This is a genomic window from Sinorhizobium sp. FG01, assembly GCF_002531875.1.
GTDB lineage: Bacteria > Pseudomonadota > Alphaproteobacteria > Rhizobiales > Rhizobiaceae > Sinorhizobium > Sinorhizobium fredii_C.
This window is the reverse complement of record NZ_NWTB01000025.1, coordinates 17,035-34,257: the sequence shown is the minus strand read 5'-3', so window position 1 is coordinate 34,257 and position 17,223 is coordinate 17,035. Positions and strand designations below refer to the sequence as shown.

Sequence of the window (17,223 nt, the reverse complement as noted above, 5' to 3'; positions counted from 1 at the left end):
CGTTTCGGCGGCCCGGATTCAAGCGTTCAAACCGCAGCGCGGGGTACCGCCATCGTAGAGTAGATTACAACCCGGGCGCCACGCGCTAAGCTGAGCCTCGCAGCCGAGACAAGCATGACTGAGTTTCGGTGTATCACATCGTCAGGCAACTCGGTCCATAATTTCCGACCGAATGGTTGTCGCGGTGTAGAGCGAAGCCTCTAGTGGCAGGTTTCCAAATGCGAGTTGACATAGCAGATAGTTGGCGCCTGCCGCCTCCAGCTGATCAAGAAGGGCTTGCCGCACAGAAGCTGCCGTTCCTGCTAGGCACAATTCACTTTCGATCGCTGCATCGAAGGTCAAAGGCAGGTTCGGTGGTGTTGGGATCCCATTGAGTTCGTAGAGAAACTTAAAGCTTTCGAGCCACCGGGTGTAAGCAGGCATCGCGAGCGAAACCGCTTCTCTTTCAGAGCGTCCAATTACAACCATGCGAAGCAGGCCTAGAAACGGCGCTTGATCGTCGACGTCAATGCTGCGCTCTCGATAGGCGCGGTAGGCGTCAGTGACTTTGCGAACTGAAGCGGCAGGCCCTACGCACGCGATGTTCGTACCGTTCGCGGCCGCCCAGCTTGCGGACTCGGGTCGATTGGTGGCGATCCAGGTCGGCGGATGCGGACGCTGATATGGCCTCAGCGTCAACGGAACGCTGTTCAGCTCGAAATAGTCGCCTTGATAGGACAGCGTGCCCCCTCCCATTGCATTCATAAGTATCGTGCTGGCTTCCGCGTAGCGTTCTGGTGCCGCGTCCGCACCGATCCCGAAGTAACCCAATTCGATCGGGAGAGAGCCGCGCCCTATGCCCAGCTCTAGCCTGCCACCGCTCAATTGATCCAGCATGCAGATCTCTTCAAACGCGCGTAGCGGATGACAAAGGCTAAGCAGCATTACCATTGGGCCGAGACGAAGCTGACGGGTACGCTGTGCGACGCTCGATAGGAACAGATTTGGCGACGGACCTCTCCCATGAGGGGTAAAATGGTGCTCTGCGAGATGATACGCATAGAAACCGAGGCGATCACACGTCTCCGCCAGCGTCAGGCGATCCGCGTATTGTCGGGCGATATCGCTGCCGTCCTCGTCCAGGTGATCGAAGATGCCGATGGCGAGGTTAGAAGAAGAGGCGCTTTTCATTCAATTATCTCCAACTCTGGCGCGGAATTTTTGGCAGCCGGCCCCAAGCGACCGCTGGCATTGATGTGTATCTGGTCCGAGAATTGTCTTTGCTCCTCATTCGATATTGGTCCTCTCAGTGCGGCGTCGGACAGCGCGGCAGCGGTGACCGTCAATACGCACGGGCTTATCCCTGGAGCTTTGCTGAGTGGCTCCAGCGAAAGGCGATACCCATTCTCGTTCGCGGTTCTACGAAGCGACGATGTGGGCTTGTCTGAATTTGAAGATCAGTGAGTGTAAGCGTGCCTCTGGCTAGCAGTCAGAACTCAGCGGCCAGGGTCGTGCTGAAGCCGGCCAGAAATGTCTCTGACAGCTGTGAGAAAAGCATCCATTTGGGCTTTTGTACCGATGCTGACGCGAATGCAGTTTTCGAGACCATCTTCAGGAAATACGGCAACGAGTATCTTTCGCTTCTTCAGAGATGCTTGCCACCAAGTTCCGTCTTGCCCTGAAGGCACTTGGGCCAGCAGGAAATTGGCATTGGAAGGTGTCACGGAAAAACCAAGTTGCGACAGCGCCACGCACACTCTCTGTCTTTCCCGCTTGATATGTATGTGGTTCTCTTCATACGCTTCACGATGGGAAAGGATGCCGATGCCAACGGCATGGCCGATCACGTTCATGTTGAAGACATTCTGAAGATTGCGCAGCCTTCCAACAAGCTCAGGATGACCCAAACCGAAACCAATCCGAATGCCGGCGGCGGCATAGCTTTTCGAAAATGTTCTCAAGATCAGAAGGTTCGAATAGCGATCGAGAAGGCGCAGCGCATTGTCCGGCGCAAAGTCGACATAGGCCTCATCCACCACGATCAATCGGTCCGATTGTGCTACGAGGCTCTCGATTTCGGCCACCGGAAGAAACGTTCCGGTAGGGTTGTTCGGATTGGCTAATAGGATGAACTTGGCATCTTTGGCAGGGCCGAAAAGCAGTTGCTCTGTCGGCAGCAAATAAGCTTCGCTCAATGGTATTTCGAGAAATTTAGCGCCCTGCAAAGTGGCGAGTTTGCGGTTGAGCGAAAATCCTGGCGAAATCATCGCCACGGCATCGCCCGGACTAAGGAAAGCCTTGTAGATAAGCCCTAGCAGTTCAGAGGATCCGTTACCGGCGATCACCTGATCCCTACAGAGCCCGTACGCTTTGGCGGCTGCTTCCCTCAAGCTGATGTTATCATCTTGCGGATAGAGATATTGGCGCTCCAGCGCCGCAACGGCGCACTCCATCACGGGCGCCGGCAGCGCAAATGGATTCTCATTCGTGTCGAGTTTGACACAGGTTGCATCAGGCACCGGCCAATTGGACGGCAGCACATTTAACTCACTCGCCTGCTGCGAAAGAGATGAAAGCACGCTCTGCAATTTCGCGTCAGGCATATCTTTCTCCGTTTTCAGTCTCCACGTCCGAGGCCTCGCCGTTTGGTTGAGTGTTTAGCGCCAATTTGGCGTTCCGCTTTGGAGCGCGGTCGGATCCTTTGCGGCAGATCGCCGCGCCGTAGAAGCACACCCACGAGACCAGACTGATGGAGGAGGGTCAATAAATTTTCTGATGCGATGATAGGATTCCATCTTTAAATCTATCATTATGATAGAATGCCAAAGCTCGCGGTCTCGGTCGGATATGGAATGTTTTCCGGCAGGTAGATCTCGAACGGCAGGTCGATTTGCCCTGAAGGAATTGCCGTTCCGGTTTCGATTACCCGCGCCATCAACGCCGTCAGCTCGCGGCACAGCCGCCGTAACGGCGTGGCGATCGCCATCGTGATGACGCCATCTGCCAGCGCCGCCCGTGAGTTAGGTGTAATCTCATTGACGATTACGACAAGATCCCGGCGCTCGCGCCGCTCGCGCAGCGCCGCGATGGCTCCCTCCATAGCGCCACCAGGCACATAAAATCCGATGAGCTCGGGTTCATGGTGAATGATATCGAGAGTGGCTTCATAGGTGAGCTGCCGTGTCTCAGGGCTCACCAACGTAGCGAGCACCTCGAAGTTCTGCGCGTTCTCACGGAAATACGAACGGAAGCCGATCTCCCGAAGCTCCTCCGCCAGGGAACGGTGACCTGCAACGAAGACCGCCACTTTGCCCGGCCGTTTTGCGGCCTTGGCTACCATCCAGGCAGCCGTCCGCCCAACCTGCCGGTTGTTAAGTCCGACATAGCCCGCGCGTGCGCCCGCAGCGAAATCGGAAAGCAGAGAGAAGACCGGAACGCCTTTTGCCTTCAAATCTTCGACTGCTGCCGTGATCGTCGGGTGGTCCGGAGCGACCATGGCAATCGCATGGCAGCGTGCGCCCATATTTTTGAGAAGCACTGCCAGGTCGCCGGGTGCATTCGACGTTACGAACTCGATGGACGGAATGCCGTGAAAAGAAGATGCGGCATTCACTGCCGCCTCGACTTCGCGTGCAAGGGCGGCAAAGAAGGGGTGTGCGGGCTTCTTGAGAATAAAACCCAGCCGGTAGTCAGACAGATTGTGCTGCCTCCGCTGCTCCATGAGGCGAGCCGTAGGATAGCCGAGCGCGCGCGCCGCCTCGTAGACGCGCCGCGCGGTCTCTTCCCGTACCGGATGGCGGGCGTTCAAAACTCGATCGACCGTCGCAACGCTTAATCCTGATTCGCGTGCGAGATCGCTAATTGTGGGACGCTTGGTCATGGCTCTATCTGATAAATCGTCATCGGAAAGGATGCAAAGACATGATGTATTTTGATGGATATCTATCAACCCATCCACGGCATCGATGCATTGCATCGCGGCACCAGAGCGGTCGAGGCAGGGGCGCGAGAAATGGAGAAAAATGTGGGCGGGCGGAGTCAATCTCTAGTTGTGTATCACCGTTTCCCTACGCCGTGGCCGGGTCGCGCAACTCCCCTCAGCAAGGCCGGGGCGATCGCCTTGTGCAAGGGAATCGCCGCGGCGAAAACGAGCCCCCCGATCGCGCTCCGGCGGCGCACCAAGGTGGTCATTCCGATGACCTGGCCGTCGGCAGGACCTTCACGAACATCCACCACAATACGAAAATGCAAGTGCCGCGCATCATAGCCGACGACAGTTTCCCGATCGCCGCTGTGCATGATCGGAATGCTGCCGATCAGGTCGGATTGAGTGGGGTGCGGGGCCGCGTTCAGCCCAAGGGCAGTTGCCACGCAGTTGCGCCATTCCCAAAAACTTCGCACCCAGCCCGCAGCGTTCCGAAGTGCTCGGAGTGCCGCTTCGGCGGCAGTCATGCGCTCGAAGAAGAGGAGAAGCTCGTGACGATCGGCCCAGTCTGCTCCCGGAAGCCAAGGGTTCGGCAAACTGACGGGCACCCTTCGTGGTCTCATGAGTGCTTCCTTTCGCCTTTGCTAAGCGCATTGCCGGGGCGCTTGCCGCCACCCTGAATGGTCCATGATTGCTCCGGGAGCAGGTACCAGCTACGAGACCGCTTGTCGCAGCCGAGCGCCAATCGTCGCACGTGCGTCCGACCAGAAAGCCGCAGCGGCTTTAGGACGACGACATCAAAGCCCAAGGCAGGCCGCATAAGCCATAGAGGCAGAACGCTTGAGCACGGGCGATGGCGTCGGCAGACAGGCCGCGTGCTCAAATGCAAATCGGTTGGCAGTTCGCGACGCGCGGCCTGTAGTCACGCAGTCGTTTGCGCCACTGGTCCGCTCAGCGGCGCTGCACGATTGTTGCGCCAAAAAGATGATTCGGGTTATCGTCCGCGCAAAATGCGCCGAAGGTCATTTCGGTTGAGCAAAGTATTCCAAACTTGCAACGGAGAAAAACCGACCGGACCAGAAAAGAAAACCGCCCCGAAACAGATCCGGAAGCGGTTTGCTAAATAATCAATTTTGCCAAATCCTCAGTAGCAAACCTCACTTCCTCCGTCAACTTAAAAAACACCGTTTCGGTGAATGGGGTTTCTTTGCCTGGTCTCCAACACAGGAGACGAGAGTGCGAGAACCGATGCCACCAAAGCGGTCGATCGGCCGTAGACAGACGCCCACACGTGCCGAATTCCGCCGCCTGGCACTATCGGCTGAAATCGGGACCGTGACACGCGGACAGCTCGCCGTGCTTGCGCAAAATCTGCCCTGCACGGGGATGGTCAATGCGACCGAAGCGTATCTTTTGACCACACTGATCAACACGGCACCTGCGGAAGCGTTCGACAAAGGCGGCCGGCCAATCGTCTTCAAGTCGAACCAGCAACTCGCTTTCGAAATCAATCGTTCGGCCGGGCGGGTGAGCCGGCTGCTGTCGAGGCTTTTCGATGCCGGGCTGATCACCATGCAGGACAGCGGCAACTACAAGCGATATCCCACCCGAGACGTCGAAGGCGTCATTGTCGACGGTTGCGGGATCGACCTGCGAATACTCATCGTTCGTTACCGCGAGCTTGATGAACTCGTAAAGCAAGCCAGAGTCGAAAAGGCTGCCGCAAATGCCGCGCTGCGGCGGTATCGCGGAGCTTTGCGTAATCTGCGACGTGCGCTTGCTTCGGCTTGCTGCCTTCCGCAGCGCACGCGGGCGCGGCTTGAGGTGCGTCTTGAAAAAGTCATCATTTTGGTCGGCATCGCGACGCGCGCATCAAGCGCCCTGTTGCTTCGCGCTACCGCGCTTCTTGAGTGGTTTGTCGAACGGGTTATGCAGCTCCCGCGACGGCCTGAAGTTGCGTTTGCGCCGCAAGATCCGGCATGCAGATGTGCCGAAAGCGGCATGCACAGACAGAGTACAAGCCCTGATTCACATGAAGAGAGTAACGATAACCAGTGTACGGCTACCGCTGGACCAATGACTTCAGCCAGGGCGGGCGCCGCCAGCGAATGGGCTTCTGAAGCAAGCCCGCGGCGACGCGGGCGCGCAGTCAAACAACCACGTCATTCGCGGCAGGAGATGGTCGCACTGCAGGACATATTGCGAGCCATACCAGCACTGAGCACTTACGGTTTGGCGCTGCCCCGCAGTTGGGCCGATCTCGCCCGGATTGCTCCGCAAATGTGCCGAATTGCCGGTATTTCGGACGATGCGCGGCGCCGCGCCGTCGATCAGATGGGCGAGCACCGGGCCGCCGTTGCGATCGCGATTACCCTGCAGAAGCTCGATCGGCAGGAAGTCTCCTCGCCAGAGGGCTATCTGCGAGCAATGACTGAGCGGGCGGGCTCCGGCGAACTACACCTTTCCCGTTCGATCTTTGGGCTCGGAGCCCGCTACACCATGGAGCCGCTGACTTAGGTTCGAAATAACATCTTCAGGCACGGTGGACAGAAGAGCGTTCAAATGCGCTCTTTTGTTGTCGCATGCCCGACAATATCCGACAAACGTCACAACAGTCTTGAAGTATCACCCTGCTTCTAAACGAATTTCTTCTTGGCACGGTAGGTGCAAGGCTATTCCCAGCCGCATCACACGCCGGGAGAAGGGCTTTGTCGCAAACTGATAGGCAACGACACGAGTGCTCCACGTTTTCACACGTCGGCGCCGTTAGCGCCCCGCTTGCACCATCGCCCTTCGTTCAACGCGAGGAAAGAAACACATTCACCAGCAAAGTGGCGCTTCCGTCTGGGGTCGTACGGCAAGGGAACTCGGTCGGACAGCGCATGCGACAGGCGTCCGGATTTCACGCCAGTGGAAACCTGTTGCAGCGGCGCCGTCGCAAGATCTGGAGATCGTACGCCTCGTTGGACGCGGACGCAGCGTCGAAAGGGACCGACCCATGCCGATTGCTATGAAAAGGCCCGGGACGAATCGCCTCGCCAAAAATGGCATTGAAGCCGTGGCAATGTGCGAACGGGCTACCGCATGCGTCATCGCCCGGCTTAGCCTGGTTCACGTCTGCGGGAGCAACATTGCAGCCTCCGCGACATCCCCTTCTCGAGCTTAGGCTCAACAATGCCCCGTGGCTGAATCGGTCACTCAGTTGCCGAGCAGGTGATTGGCCGTGGGCATCCGCCCCATGGGCGCCGCGAATCCCGATTCAGCAACGAACCCCGAAAGCCGTGCCCAACGATGTTCCGACCGGAGCAGTCCAATCCCGCTTCTTGAGGATGGCGTCCTGGCACGGTTCCGGATCTTCCACGATCAACCCGCGAGGGGTCCGCGAGCCAAGCTGCGGCCGCTGCCGCTTCGCGTTGCGGTGATCGCGTCCGGAAGCCGTGCCTTTTGAGGAGCCATCGAGCGGGATTGGCCCGCTCCTATTGGAGGCTCTCGAATGTCGCACGATCTCTCACTCGCACAGTCCCACGCCTTTCAGCTTTCCCGCGACCTGATGGCCCCGGTCACCCTCTTCACCGTCGACGGCCAATACGGCGTTCTCCCGTCCGACGAAATCGAGCCGGACGATGATCTTGAAATCGTCCATGAATACTCGCCTTGGCATTGAGCCGCCGGCATAGCTTGCGGCTTTGCCGCTTGCGAGCGGCAGGCCGCAAGGGAGGCTTCGCCGCGGCCGACCTTTGCATGATTCACCAAATTGCCAGCCGCGCCCTTGCGTCCTCTGCTCTTCGCGGCCGCTCAAGCGGCGGACGGATAGAGCTGAGGAAATGGAGGCAATCGCTCTCGCGATCGGAAGGAAAATGGAGAGACGAGAAATAGAAACGCTCCGCGACAAGGTAAGCTGCGCCGCGGTGCTGGAACAGGCCGGTTTTGCCAACGATGCCAAGGAAAGCACCCGGCGGGCCCTGAAGTTTCGGCGCGGCGGCGAGATCATTATCGTCACGCATGATGGCCGCGGATGGTTCGACCCTCTCAGCGATGCAAAAGGCGATGTCTTCGGGCTCGTCCAACATCTCGATCGCGTCGCCTTCATGGAATGCCTTGAAAAGGTCGCGGACCTCGTGGGGTTCGAAGTTTCCGGCCTCAGGTGGCAGCCTCGCATTGCTGACGACCAACCCGACCCTTCTGTTGCCAATCGCTGGCAAGCGCGACGCCGCCCTTGGCCAGGCTCATCGACGTGGCGCTACCTCCATGATGAGCGCTGCCTGCCCGTGGCTCTGCTTCGCGCAGCGATCAAGGGCAACCTCCTTCGCGAAGGCCCGCACGGCAGCATGTGGGCCGCGCATACGAATGAGGCCAGTGAAATCACCGGCTGGGAGGCGCGGGGCCCGCGATACCGGGGTTTCTCCTCCGGAGGAACGAAGGTCCTTTTCCGCTTTGGGTCTGGAACTGCACTGCGCCTGGCCGTCACGGAAGCTGCCATCGACGCCATGAGCCTCGCGGCAATCGAGGGATTGCGCGATGGTACGCTCTATCTCAGCACCGGCGGCGGCTGGTCGCCGACCACGGCCGCGGCGCTTCGCGAACTGGCCAGGCGCCCCGACGTCCAGCTCGTCGCCGCCACGGACGCCAATCCCCAGGGCGAGTTTTTTGCCGAGCGGTTGCGGCTGCTCGCCGGTGATGCCGGCTGCGACTGGACGCGACTCCGGCCGTCGGAGGAGGACTGGAACGAAACGCTGAAACTTAAGGGAAATAGAAGAGAGGGAAAGGAGGAGCAGGCAAAGGCGTGCCGCATGCGCGCCACCCGCGTCAGGCTTCGCCCGGCTTCAGCCGGCCCTTGACCCGCCCGGTCGCAATGTCGGCGGCCCCAAAAGGGGTGGATTGGCGAAGTCGAGAGGGGCTGTGCCGCGCTTCGGTCCGGAATCCGCGCAAGGCGTATCCTCGAAGCCGAAACGGAGGTCGATCGCCAGCGGCGTCACAATGCCCGCCTCGCAGAACGTGACCAAGTTGTAAGACCGGTGCCTCTTGCTCCAAAGCCAAAATCCAGATGCCAAATAGGCACCGGCGCATCAGACACCCTGAGCCTAGAATATTCGACGAAGCCGAGGGCCGACCTCCTCGAAGCCGTTCCGCTGATAGAAATCGAGAGTGCGCTTCCATTTTGGTTGCCCGGGCGCTCCAACCTCAAGTCGCTTCCATCCGCGAGCGCGGCTTTCCCGCGAGGCCACCTCGAGCAGATGAGGGGCAATCCCTTTGGAGCGCATGTCCGGTCGAACATAAAGCTCCGAAATCTGTCCAAACTTGCCTCCTGCATAGATCGCCGTGCATTCGTTCAGCACCATGATGCCGACCGGCTCGTCATCTGCAATTGCGATCACAGCGAACACGCCAGCGTCGGCAAGCACTGTCTCCGCGCTTTGTCTGACGACGTCGGGCGTGGGCGCTTTCCCGCCAGAGAGTTCATCGAGCAGTGCGTGAATGAAACTGGCGACCGTCTCGACGTCCGTTGCGTGGGCGCGGCGAGTAGATATGGAAGGCATATTCTCTCCTACTGGTCAAAATCCCGATTCATGCTACCAGCGGCGCAAGCCCGACACTCACTTTTATAGGCAATGTCGGGTCTGATGAACGGCATTCTTCATCCAATTATGCATAAGAATAGCAACATTGGGCACGATTCCGGATGACTTAAGATGAATTGTGCAGGCGCGGGAACTTCTTACGGAAAGCATCCGCGTTCACCTCGAAACAGCACGGTGAAGCTGGACTTGCCGAAGTAAAGTCCGGCGAAAGCACGGAGACCAAAAGATACAGCCTGAAATGCCCGTGCAGCCAAAACGCTCGGATTATCAATGCAGTCGAGCAAAGAGGACAGTTGACGCATAACCTAAGACATGAATCCCGTCGACCAATGGCGCGCCATGGAACGGCTGGTCGCGCTCGGCTGGACCGGGGACGCGATCGCTGTGGCGCTCGCGCTTCCCGTCCGGCAGATCCGCAAGCTTCGTCTTCTCGCCGACGTGCTGCCCGCCATGCTCGACCAGATGGCCAGGGGCGACATGCCGAACGTGCAGCAGCTCAGAACCATTGCCGCCGCCGCGCCCGAGGCCGGCGTAACTTCCACTTCCGAGCAACAGGCCGCAGCTCGCCAGAACGGAAGTGGCGCGGCGGCAGACACAGCACCCGTTGGAAAGGCGGAGACAAGGCGGGAGCGCCGGTCGTTTCCTTTCGAAGGCGTCATGATCCCTCCCCAGCCGGATGGCCCTTCGGTTTTAGCGCGGTCTGAACCGGCGGCCGGGTACGCTTCAAGGCCGCTGTCGCGCCGCGGTGCGGCCGGACCCCGCCGTCTCTCGCGGAGCAGGCTCGCGTGCTCTTTCGAGGGCAGTTTGCCACCTTAGCACGCAAACCGGCTCCGCTCGTCCAGGTAGGGCCGGACCCTGAAGCGCCCGCCTTCTGCCGGTTCGGGATGACCGCACCGAAGGGTAAGCCGGCATGGGGCCGGAGCCGTTTCGGACGACTTCGAAAGGAAATGACCATGGCTCAGCCCACTACTTCCTCCCGCCAATCTGCGCGCGTCGTGGAACGGCGTAAGGGCGTCACCATCGAGATGGTCCGGCTGACTTGCCCCGACGGTACCCAGGCCCTGAAGATCGCCGAAAGTTTCGGCACCGCCGTCATCGACAGCGACGGCATCCGCGACCTGCACGAACGGCTCGTCATCGAGACCGCTGATGCGCTCGGCAACGGACTCGGTGACAAAGCCATGCAGATCCACCTGCAGCGCATCGTAGGCGCCTTCGTTGGCTCCGCTCACGGCGCCGGCCAGTTCTATAGCCGCGCGGTCACCGAGGCGCGCGATGCCACGGCCAAGGCCGCCAACGATGTCCGCGACGAGGATCTCGACGGTCCCGTCGGGTATGACAGCGCGGCACAGCGCAAGCGCGAATTTGCGGCCGACATGGGCGTGCAGGCCCATTTGCTCAGAATGGCGGCCGAGGGTGCTGTAGCCGCCTATGCCCAGGTGATCGGCGAGGCTTGGAAGCCTTTCGACCGGCCGGTCGAACAGCCGGGCCACTCGCTCAACCGCAAGGCCGCTGAGGCGCAGATCTCGGCCTTCGATTAGGCCACCGGCGGGGCTCCGGCCCCGCTCTACCTATCAACACGAGAACGGCTGGTTCCATGCCGGAGCCGGCCTGTTTTCATGTCGCCGACGCGGCCAATAAGGAAAAAGAAAACGGGCAGGCGGCACGTCCCGCGGCCCGTGCCGTTCGTCGGGTCTGCAGAAGCCGCCGGCGGACGCAACGGCTTCGCCGTCCTCCACTTCATTCCTGCCGTTCCGGTGCATCCGCCGGCTCAAGGGCTCCTGCCTTCATCCCTCCGCAACGGGCCGCGGTGGGCGCGGACTCAAAACGGAGGGTTAAAACGTGAAAAACACAGAGAACCAGCGGGTCGATCTCTATACCCGCATCACCGACAAGATCATCGAAGACTTGACGAAGGGCGTGCGGCCCTGGATGAAGCCGTGGAATGCAGAAAATACGACCGGCCGCATAACCCGGCCATTGCGGTTCAACGGGCAGCCGTATTCGGGCGTCAACGTGCTGCTTCTCTGGTCGGAGGGCATGGCGCAGGGATATACGTCATCCACGTGGATGACGTTCAAGCAGGCCCTCGAATTAGGCGCCGCCGTCCGCAAGGGCGAGACAGGCACGACCGTCGTCTTCGCCAACCGTTTCACGAAGTCCGAAATCGACGAAGATGGCGGCCAGGTCGAGCGGGAGATCCCTTTCCTTAAAGCCTACAGTGTCTTCAATGTCGAACAGATTGAAGGACTACCTGAGCAGTATCATCACCGGCCGGCACCGGCCCCGGATCCGCTCGAACGTATCGAGCATGCCGATCGCTTCTTCCGCAACACGGGTGCTGTGATCCGCCATGGTGGCAACCAGGCCTTCTTTGCGCCTACTGCCGATCTTATCCAGATGCCGCCGTTTGAAAGCTTCAAGGACGCGGCAAGCTACTATGCCACCTTGAGCCATGAGGTCACGCATTGGACGGCGCCGGCGCATCGACTCAGTCGCGACCTCAGCCGCTATGCCAAAGACAAATCCGAGCGTGCCCGCGAGGAACTCATTGCCGAACTCGGCAGTTGCTTCCTGTGCGCGGATCTCGGCATCGCTCCCGAGCTCGAGCCCCGCCCCGATCACGCCTCGTATCTTGCCTCCTGGCTCAAGGTCCTGACCGGCGACAGACGAGCGATCTTCCAGGCGGCGGCGCATGCGCAACGGGCAGCAAACTTCCTGCATGACCTGCAGCACGAAGCCGCCCAAGAGCGGCTCGCTACGTGAGGCTTCGGTCGGTGGTCCCGCCCACGGCAGACAACGGGCTTGGTCGCGGGGAACTTGTCGAGATCAGAGAAACCTCTCAGATCAAGGTTTCCGCTCAATTGGCTTGAGCTTCCGGGACGGCTTGATTTCAACGATAAACGGCCTTGTCTGCTGCATACATCGTCCAAGCGACGAACGGCGAGGCATGCGATATCCGAAAATGGGCAAAGCAAACGGCCAGGCTCATCTGTCTGGGACGTTTGATTTTGACATGTGGACCGGGCAACGGACCCACCATCGCATAGTCCCGTCAGGCAGTCGGAGAGCAACGGCCGTCGCCATATTCCTTCGACCGTTGCGCCAGGTCACGTCCTTCGCGGGCTCGATGAGGCATGTCTGATCGAAGACCGGCTTCGCCTCGATCGTGTTCCCGCAACGGCCTTCCCGAAACTTTCTTCCCCTGAGCGCGATGCGCTCATTCCTCGCGGAACAACAAAGCTTCGCCTGGCCGCCCTCCACCTTGTTCCGGCCCTCTGGGTGCGGACCGATCGTCCCCGATCCTTACGACAGCCATCGAGGCCGCGATGGGCGCGGCCCGAAACAGCGAAAGGAATAGGAAAATGGCAACCATCGGCATCTTCACCACCTCCGAAACCGGCTTCAACGGCTCGATCCGCACGCTCGCCCTCAACGTCAAGGCCCGCATCGCCCGCATCGACACCCCCTCCGACAAGGGCCCGCACTTCCGCATCTACGCTGGCAACGTCGAGCTGGGCGCCGCCTGGCAAAAGCGCTCCGAGCAGACGGATCGCGATTACCTCTCGGTCAAGCTCGACGACCCGAGCTTCCCCGCCCCGATCTACGCAACGCTCACCGAGGTCGAGGGCGAGGACGGCTACCAGCTGATCTGGTCCCGCCCCAACCGGGACTAGACCGAGACCAGGCCCCGCCCGCAAGGCGGGGCCACCTGGTGCAAGGACAAGCCGGAAGCAGGCATCGAGCCTGCCCCCGGCTTTTTTCGCTTCGATAAGGAACCGGAATTTGTCTGCTTAGATGAGGCTATCGTGCCGGGAGGAAATGCCGGTCTCAAAGGACGAGCGGTGCCCCCAATTTTGCCTCCGCTCACGGTTTCCTCCGCTCCAACAAAATCGGCTCCCCCACGCGCCGGCTCCGCCGGTCGCTTCCGCGTTCCTTGACCCGCGTCATCTCTTCCCGCCCTGCGGCCCCGTCTTTCGCGAACTCAAGGAGAACTGCGGGCCGGGCTCAAGAGCGCCTGCGATGCCGTCGAGCGCCGCCAGATCCAGGCCGAGCTCGAGCTGGCCCAAGCTGACCTGGCCGTGATGCTTGCCGAACAGGACGGTGCGATCGAGGCCGGGCCGCCCTTCTGAGGCGGCAAATTTTTTTCCCTGCAATGTGAGCCGGTCCGCTCGACCGGGGTCCCGGCTGTCAGGGATTCTCCCCGACCCGTCCTCCGGCTGCACGCCTGCGTAAAGGACGGCGCGGCCCAGCGGCGCCAATGAGGCATCATGGCCCGCTTCGGCGAGCCTCTCTCATGTTGGCGCTGAGGCGCGCGGACGATAGCCGCGTTTTCGCTTTTGTCGCAGCAGATCGAGAAACAGTTCGACGGCTTCCTCTTCCCGCCCGAAATGATGGATCATTGTCTGACCCTTTGCGCCAATGCGGCCCCACGTCCTGAGCAGGCAAATATCCCCGAACAGGTTCGGCTCGATCGACATGGCGTAGTAGCGCGCCATGTTCTTTGCCGCATCCGTGCGTTCGACATAGAGGTGATAGGGCTGCGAGATTATGAGATCAGAACCGCCGATCCTGGGAATCACGTCCAACGACAGTTATGAATCGTTCGGCAAGGATCGATTCACATCAGTGATGATAAGCGAAGCCTTCCGCAGGGATTTTGAGCGAGACGCCTGCGGCGCACAGCCTCAATCGCGCTCACCAAATCCGCGAGCGCGGTTTGGCCATCCGAGTGACGATTGCTCGCGACAGCTTAGCCGCACCACCCGTGTCTTGCGCCGTCCCAGCGCCTCGCGAGGCCTTCAATGATGAGACTGTCTCCTAGTGAGCGCCCTCCTCGCGTGACGGTACGAAGTTTGCGGCCATATTTGTCCTCGTTGCGCCAACCGGCCAATGGAGAATTTTCCGGCATTGAGCAGCGCCAGCAGGCGTGCTTCCGCCGCCTCGCCTTTTATCCGTTCCGTCTCGCAGCGCGGCGGGCTGAGCTCCGGCGTGTCGATATCTGCGATACGGATCTTCTCCCCCTTGAACCAAACGTGTCGCCATCGACGACGCCGTTCATTTGCGTGCTATCGCCGCAGAATGAAAACGCGGCTGCCGACGTATCCGGCGGAGGTATGTTGCTCAGAGCGAGGACACCCGAGAGATCGCCGGCGCCGCCGAAGGCAAGCCATCCTCCTGCAGCAATGATGATGGCTAGGAACCGCCGTCAGCGATGTGTTCGGGCCGTTCTTTCCCGTGGGGCCATTTTCCCTGTGGGGGATTTCGATCTTTCCTGCTGCCGGACTTCGCGCGCTTCTGAACGGAACCACATTCGATTTCGCCACTTGCCGGTCCTCTTCGGTTTGGCTCAACCAATCTCGGACTGGGTTTCAGTCTTTAAGGACATGCCGAGATTCGGGTGGTGTGCGAGGGGCGGGCGCAGTCGGTCCCGCCTCCCTTGGGGCCACTTCGTTGAGGCTCCTGCGGCTGCCCTGTTCCCGCTCCTCGCACGACGAGAATTCCCGAAATCCCGCCCTTTAGGCGGCCGCCATGCTGATTTCTCCGATGCTCTTCATCTCTCCGGATCGACCTTGCTGGTTGCACTGCGCGTCGGCCGATCAGGCAAGCTCGCTGCGTCTTTCCCGGCTTCGGAAAACCGGTTCTTGCCCACGCACCCCTTCATATCGTCACGCCGGAACCAGATCGCGCGTCCGCAACGCAACGGTGCATTTCCAGCGGTGAAAACGATCTGTTCGTCGGCACGCATGCGCAGCACCTCATGCGGCTGGATCAGCGGTCGGGCTGCAAGTTGCTTCGATCGTGTGCGCGATGACCCTTTCGACTGGAAACTGCGGCTGACCTGGTCGATCTCCACCGTCGTCGTGCCGCAACGGCGGGAAATGTATTCCGCAGTCTCCGGATCGTTGATCGCGGCGAAGGAAATCCAGCTGGCGCTCTCGAACCACTTGCTGGCGGCTTCCCGGCCGCCATAGGTCTCGCGCATCTGGCCGATCGACTGGTAGATCATGGTCAGCGTGATCCCATACTTACGGCCGGCGTCCCGGGCGGTCTCCAGGATCCGCATGTAACCAAGGCGCGCCACCTCATCGAGGACGAATAGCGCCCTCCCCTGCATCGCGCCATTGCGGTTGTAGATCGCGTTCAGAAACGAGCCGATGATGACGCGCGCCAGGCCCGAATGCGTCTCCAGTGTCTTGAGATCGACGTTGATGAAGACGTCCGTCTTTCCTCCGGCAAGATCGCTCGTCGTGAAGGTCGTTCCCGAAACCAGGGCGGCGTAGTTCGGGTAGGACAGCCAATGCGTTTCCTTCACCGCATTGGCGTAGACCCCCGAAAAGGTCTCCGGCGTCATGTTGACGAAGGCAGCGACATTTTCCTTCACGAAGTCCGAGTCCGAATTTTCGTAGATCGACTGCAGGCGTTGGCGCAACTTGGGTTCCGGCTCGGAGAGATTCTTTCGCACCTGCCGGAGCGTCTGGTCGATTTCCTTAGTGTGGCCGGAGAGGCAAATGTCGGCCATGAGCGCTGTCAGCAGTTGCAGAGCCGAGCCGCGAAAGAAGTCGTCGCGGACGCCACGCGCGCCACCGCTGTCGCTCATGATCCACGAAGCAACGGAGGCAATATCCTCCTCTTTCGTTCCGCCGAAGCGGCCGATCCAGTCAAGCGCGTTGAAACCGATCTCGGAGTGTTTCGGATCAAGGACGAAGACGTCGCGGTTGGCGCTGCCACGGTGGTTCGAAACCATCGGCGCCACCTCGTTTGACGGATCGAGGACGACGAGCGCGCCACCCCATTTGAGCGCCGTCGGGATCGTGACTGACGTCGTCTTGAAGCCGCCCGAGCCGGCAAAGACAATACCGTGCGACGAGCCGAACGAGCCGTCGAAGCAAAGCAGGGGCGACGTGCCGCCCGCTCCCCACGTATCTGCTCTGTCGGCGCGAAACGATTGCACGGCGACGCTGTCCCTGTCGACACGATAGCGCTCGCCAATGACGATGCCGCCGCTCTCGGGAAACAGCGTTCCGGCTTGCGACAGCTTCATCCAGCCCGCCTCACCGTGCAGGGCCCGCTTGCCGTAGATGCGTTTCGGCTCGGCTCTGGCGAAGGCGGCGTTACCGACAATCGCAACCCGCATGCCGAACAGCGCCGATATCAGCGCGATGGTGGCTCCGATCGCAGTCGCGGGATCGAGATAGTTGAATATGGACTTGCCGACCGGGACCTGTTCGGCGAATGCGAAGAGCCTCATTGCCTCACGTATCGCTGCGGTGAGGAGCGTCCCTGTCGCACCCGCGACGACGCCCCAACCGGTCGCCCTGATCCTCATCGAGCCCGCGCTCGCGAACAGAAAGGAGATACCGACGAGCGACACGACGACATAGGGCAAAGCGATGCCGGCGCGGCCGAGCATCTGCCGTGCCGCATCCGTCTTGCCGAACGCGGAAAGCCATTGTTCGATCCCGGTCATGCCGATGCCCGCGAGGATCATCAAGGCACAGGGTGCAAGGAAAAGGAGGATCCTAGTCATCGGTCTCCCCGAAGGCCTCTGCACCGATTGCCGTTAGCCGGGAGCGCTCCTGCTCGTCTCCCTTCAGCCGCCGGCTCGCATCGATAAGGAGCCCAAGCAGCAGCGCCCGCTTCTCGTAGCGCAGCCCCGCCTTGACGATCAGTCCGCCGAGTTCGATTTTTTCGCGCGTATCCTTCTTGCGGGCGTCGGATGTCGTGGCTCTTCGCATC

General features: G+C 60.4%; 15 protein-coding genes and 2 pseudogenes. 6 read left to right on the top strand and 11 right to left on the bottom strand.

Features of this window, described 5'->3' with window-relative positions:
* Nucleotides 1-141: 141 nt before the first annotated feature.
* From CO656_RS26915 to CO656_RS26900, 4 genes are all read right to left on the bottom strand, one after another.
* Nucleotides 142-1,170: an LLM class flavin-dependent oxidoreductase gene (locus CO656_RS26915; protein ID WP_097527824.1), complete on the bottom strand. Its 1,029-nt coding sequence runs from the start codon at nt 1,168-1,170 to the stop codon at nt 142-144.
* 305 nt (nt 1,171-1,475) lie between these two features.
* Nucleotides 1,476-2,582 carry a histidinol-phosphate transaminase gene (hisC, locus tag CO656_RS26910; protein WP_097527823.1) on the bottom strand — a complete coding sequence of 369 codons (1,107 nt, stop codon included), beginning with the start codon at nt 2,580-2,582 and terminating at the stop codon, nt 1,476-1,478.
* Between the two features lie 206 nt (nt 2,583-2,788).
* The gene (locus tag CO656_RS26905) at nt 2,789-3,859 is read right to left on the bottom strand and encodes a LacI family DNA-binding transcriptional regulator (protein ID WP_097527822.1); all 1,071 of its coding nucleotides are present in this window, start codon (nt 3,857-3,859) and stop codon (nt 2,789-2,791) included.
* 176 nt (nt 3,860-4,035) lie between these two features.
* Nucleotides 4,036-4,431: a DUF2867 domain-containing protein gene (locus CO656_RS26900; RefSeq protein WP_234819651.1), complete on the bottom strand. Its 396-nt coding sequence runs from the start codon at nt 4,429-4,431 to the stop codon at nt 4,036-4,038.
* Between the two features lie 721 nt (nt 4,432-5,152).
* On the opposite strand from CO656_RS26900, the gene repC reads away from it, so the two are divergent.
* Nucleotides 5,153-6,421: a plasmid replication protein RepC gene (gene repC, locus CO656_RS26895; protein WP_097527820.1), complete on the top strand. Its 1,269-nt coding sequence runs from the start codon at nt 5,153-5,155 to the stop codon at nt 6,419-6,421.
* A gap of 991 nt (nt 6,422-7,412) precedes the next feature.
* On the opposite strand, the gene CO656_RS31340 is transcribed toward repC, so the two are convergent.
* Nucleotides 7,413-7,547, bottom strand: a complete 135-nt coding sequence (locus tag CO656_RS31340) for a hypothetical protein (RefSeq protein ID WP_280951819.1) — start codon at nt 7,545-7,547, stop codon at nt 7,413-7,415.
* Between the two features lie 214 nt (nt 7,548-7,761).
* Between CO656_RS31340 and CO656_RS26890 the strand changes: the two genes are divergently transcribed.
* Entirely contained in the window at nt 7,762-8,742 is a 981-nt protein-coding gene (locus CO656_RS26890; protein WP_234819650.1) for a DUF3991 and toprim domain-containing protein, read from the top strand.
* A gap of 243 nt (nt 8,743-8,985) precedes the next feature.
* Here the strand turns inward: CO656_RS26890 and CO656_RS26885 are convergent, their stop codons facing one another.
* Entirely contained in the window at nt 8,986-9,441 is a 456-nt protein-coding gene (locus CO656_RS26885; protein WP_103452589.1) for a GNAT family N-acetyltransferase, read from the bottom strand.
* A 354-nt stretch (nt 9,442-9,795) separates the two neighbouring features.
* Here CO656_RS26885 and CO656_RS26880 point away from each other — a divergent pair.
* The 4 genes and pseudogenes from CO656_RS26880 to CO656_RS26860 form a co-directional block, all read left to right on the top strand.
* Nucleotides 9,796-10,002: pseudogene (locus CO656_RS26880) on the top strand (plasmid partitioning protein); the annotation flags it as partial.
* A 434-nt stretch (nt 10,003-10,436) separates the two neighbouring features.
* On the top strand, nt 10,437-11,024 hold the full coding sequence (locus tag CO656_RS26875) for a hypothetical protein (RefSeq protein ID WP_097527819.1): 588 nt from the start codon (nt 10,437-10,439) through the stop codon (nt 11,022-11,024).
* A 301-nt stretch (nt 11,025-11,325) separates the two neighbouring features.
* Nucleotides 11,326-12,249 carry a zincin-like metallopeptidase domain-containing protein gene (locus tag CO656_RS26870; protein ID WP_097527818.1) on the top strand — a complete coding sequence of 308 codons (924 nt, stop codon included), beginning with the start codon at nt 11,326-11,328 and terminating at the stop codon, nt 12,247-12,249.
* Between the two features lie 599 nt (nt 12,250-12,848).
* Entirely contained in the window at nt 12,849-13,160 is a 312-nt protein-coding gene (locus CO656_RS26860) for a DUF736 domain-containing protein (protein ID WP_097527817.1), read from the top strand.
* Nucleotides 13,161-13,430: 270 nt separating this feature from the next.
* Here the strand turns inward: CO656_RS26860 and CO656_RS26855 are convergent, their stop codons facing one another.
* The 5 genes and pseudogenes from CO656_RS26855 to CO656_RS26835 form a co-directional block, all read right to left on the bottom strand.
* Entirely contained in the window at nt 13,431-13,745 is a 315-nt protein-coding gene (locus CO656_RS26855) for a hypothetical protein (RefSeq protein ID WP_097527816.1), read from the bottom strand.
* Nucleotides 13,746-13,778: 33 nt separating this feature from the next.
* Nucleotides 13,779-14,072, bottom strand: coding sequence for a WGR domain-containing protein (locus CO656_RS26850; RefSeq protein ID WP_234819649.1), 294 nt, complete (start codon nt 14,070-14,072; stop codon nt 13,779-13,781).
* Between the two features lie 164 nt (nt 14,073-14,236).
* Nucleotides 14,237-14,677 (bottom strand): annotated as a pseudogene (locus CO656_RS31085) (thermonuclease family protein).
* 360 nt (nt 14,678-15,037) lie between these two features.
* Nucleotides 15,038-17,014, bottom strand: coding sequence for a Ti-type conjugative transfer system protein TraG (gene traG, locus CO656_RS26840; protein ID WP_097527815.1), 1,977 nt, complete (start codon nt 17,012-17,014; stop codon nt 15,038-15,040).
* Nucleotides 17,007-17,222 (bottom strand): type IV conjugative transfer system coupling protein TraD, encoded by a 216-nt coding sequence (locus CO656_RS26835; RefSeq protein WP_018097559.1) that lies wholly within the window; start codon nt 17,220-17,222, stop codon nt 17,007-17,009. The genes traG and CO656_RS26835 overlap by 8 nt, the downstream gene beginning before the upstream one ends.
* Nucleotide 17,223: the final 1 nt, after the last annotated feature.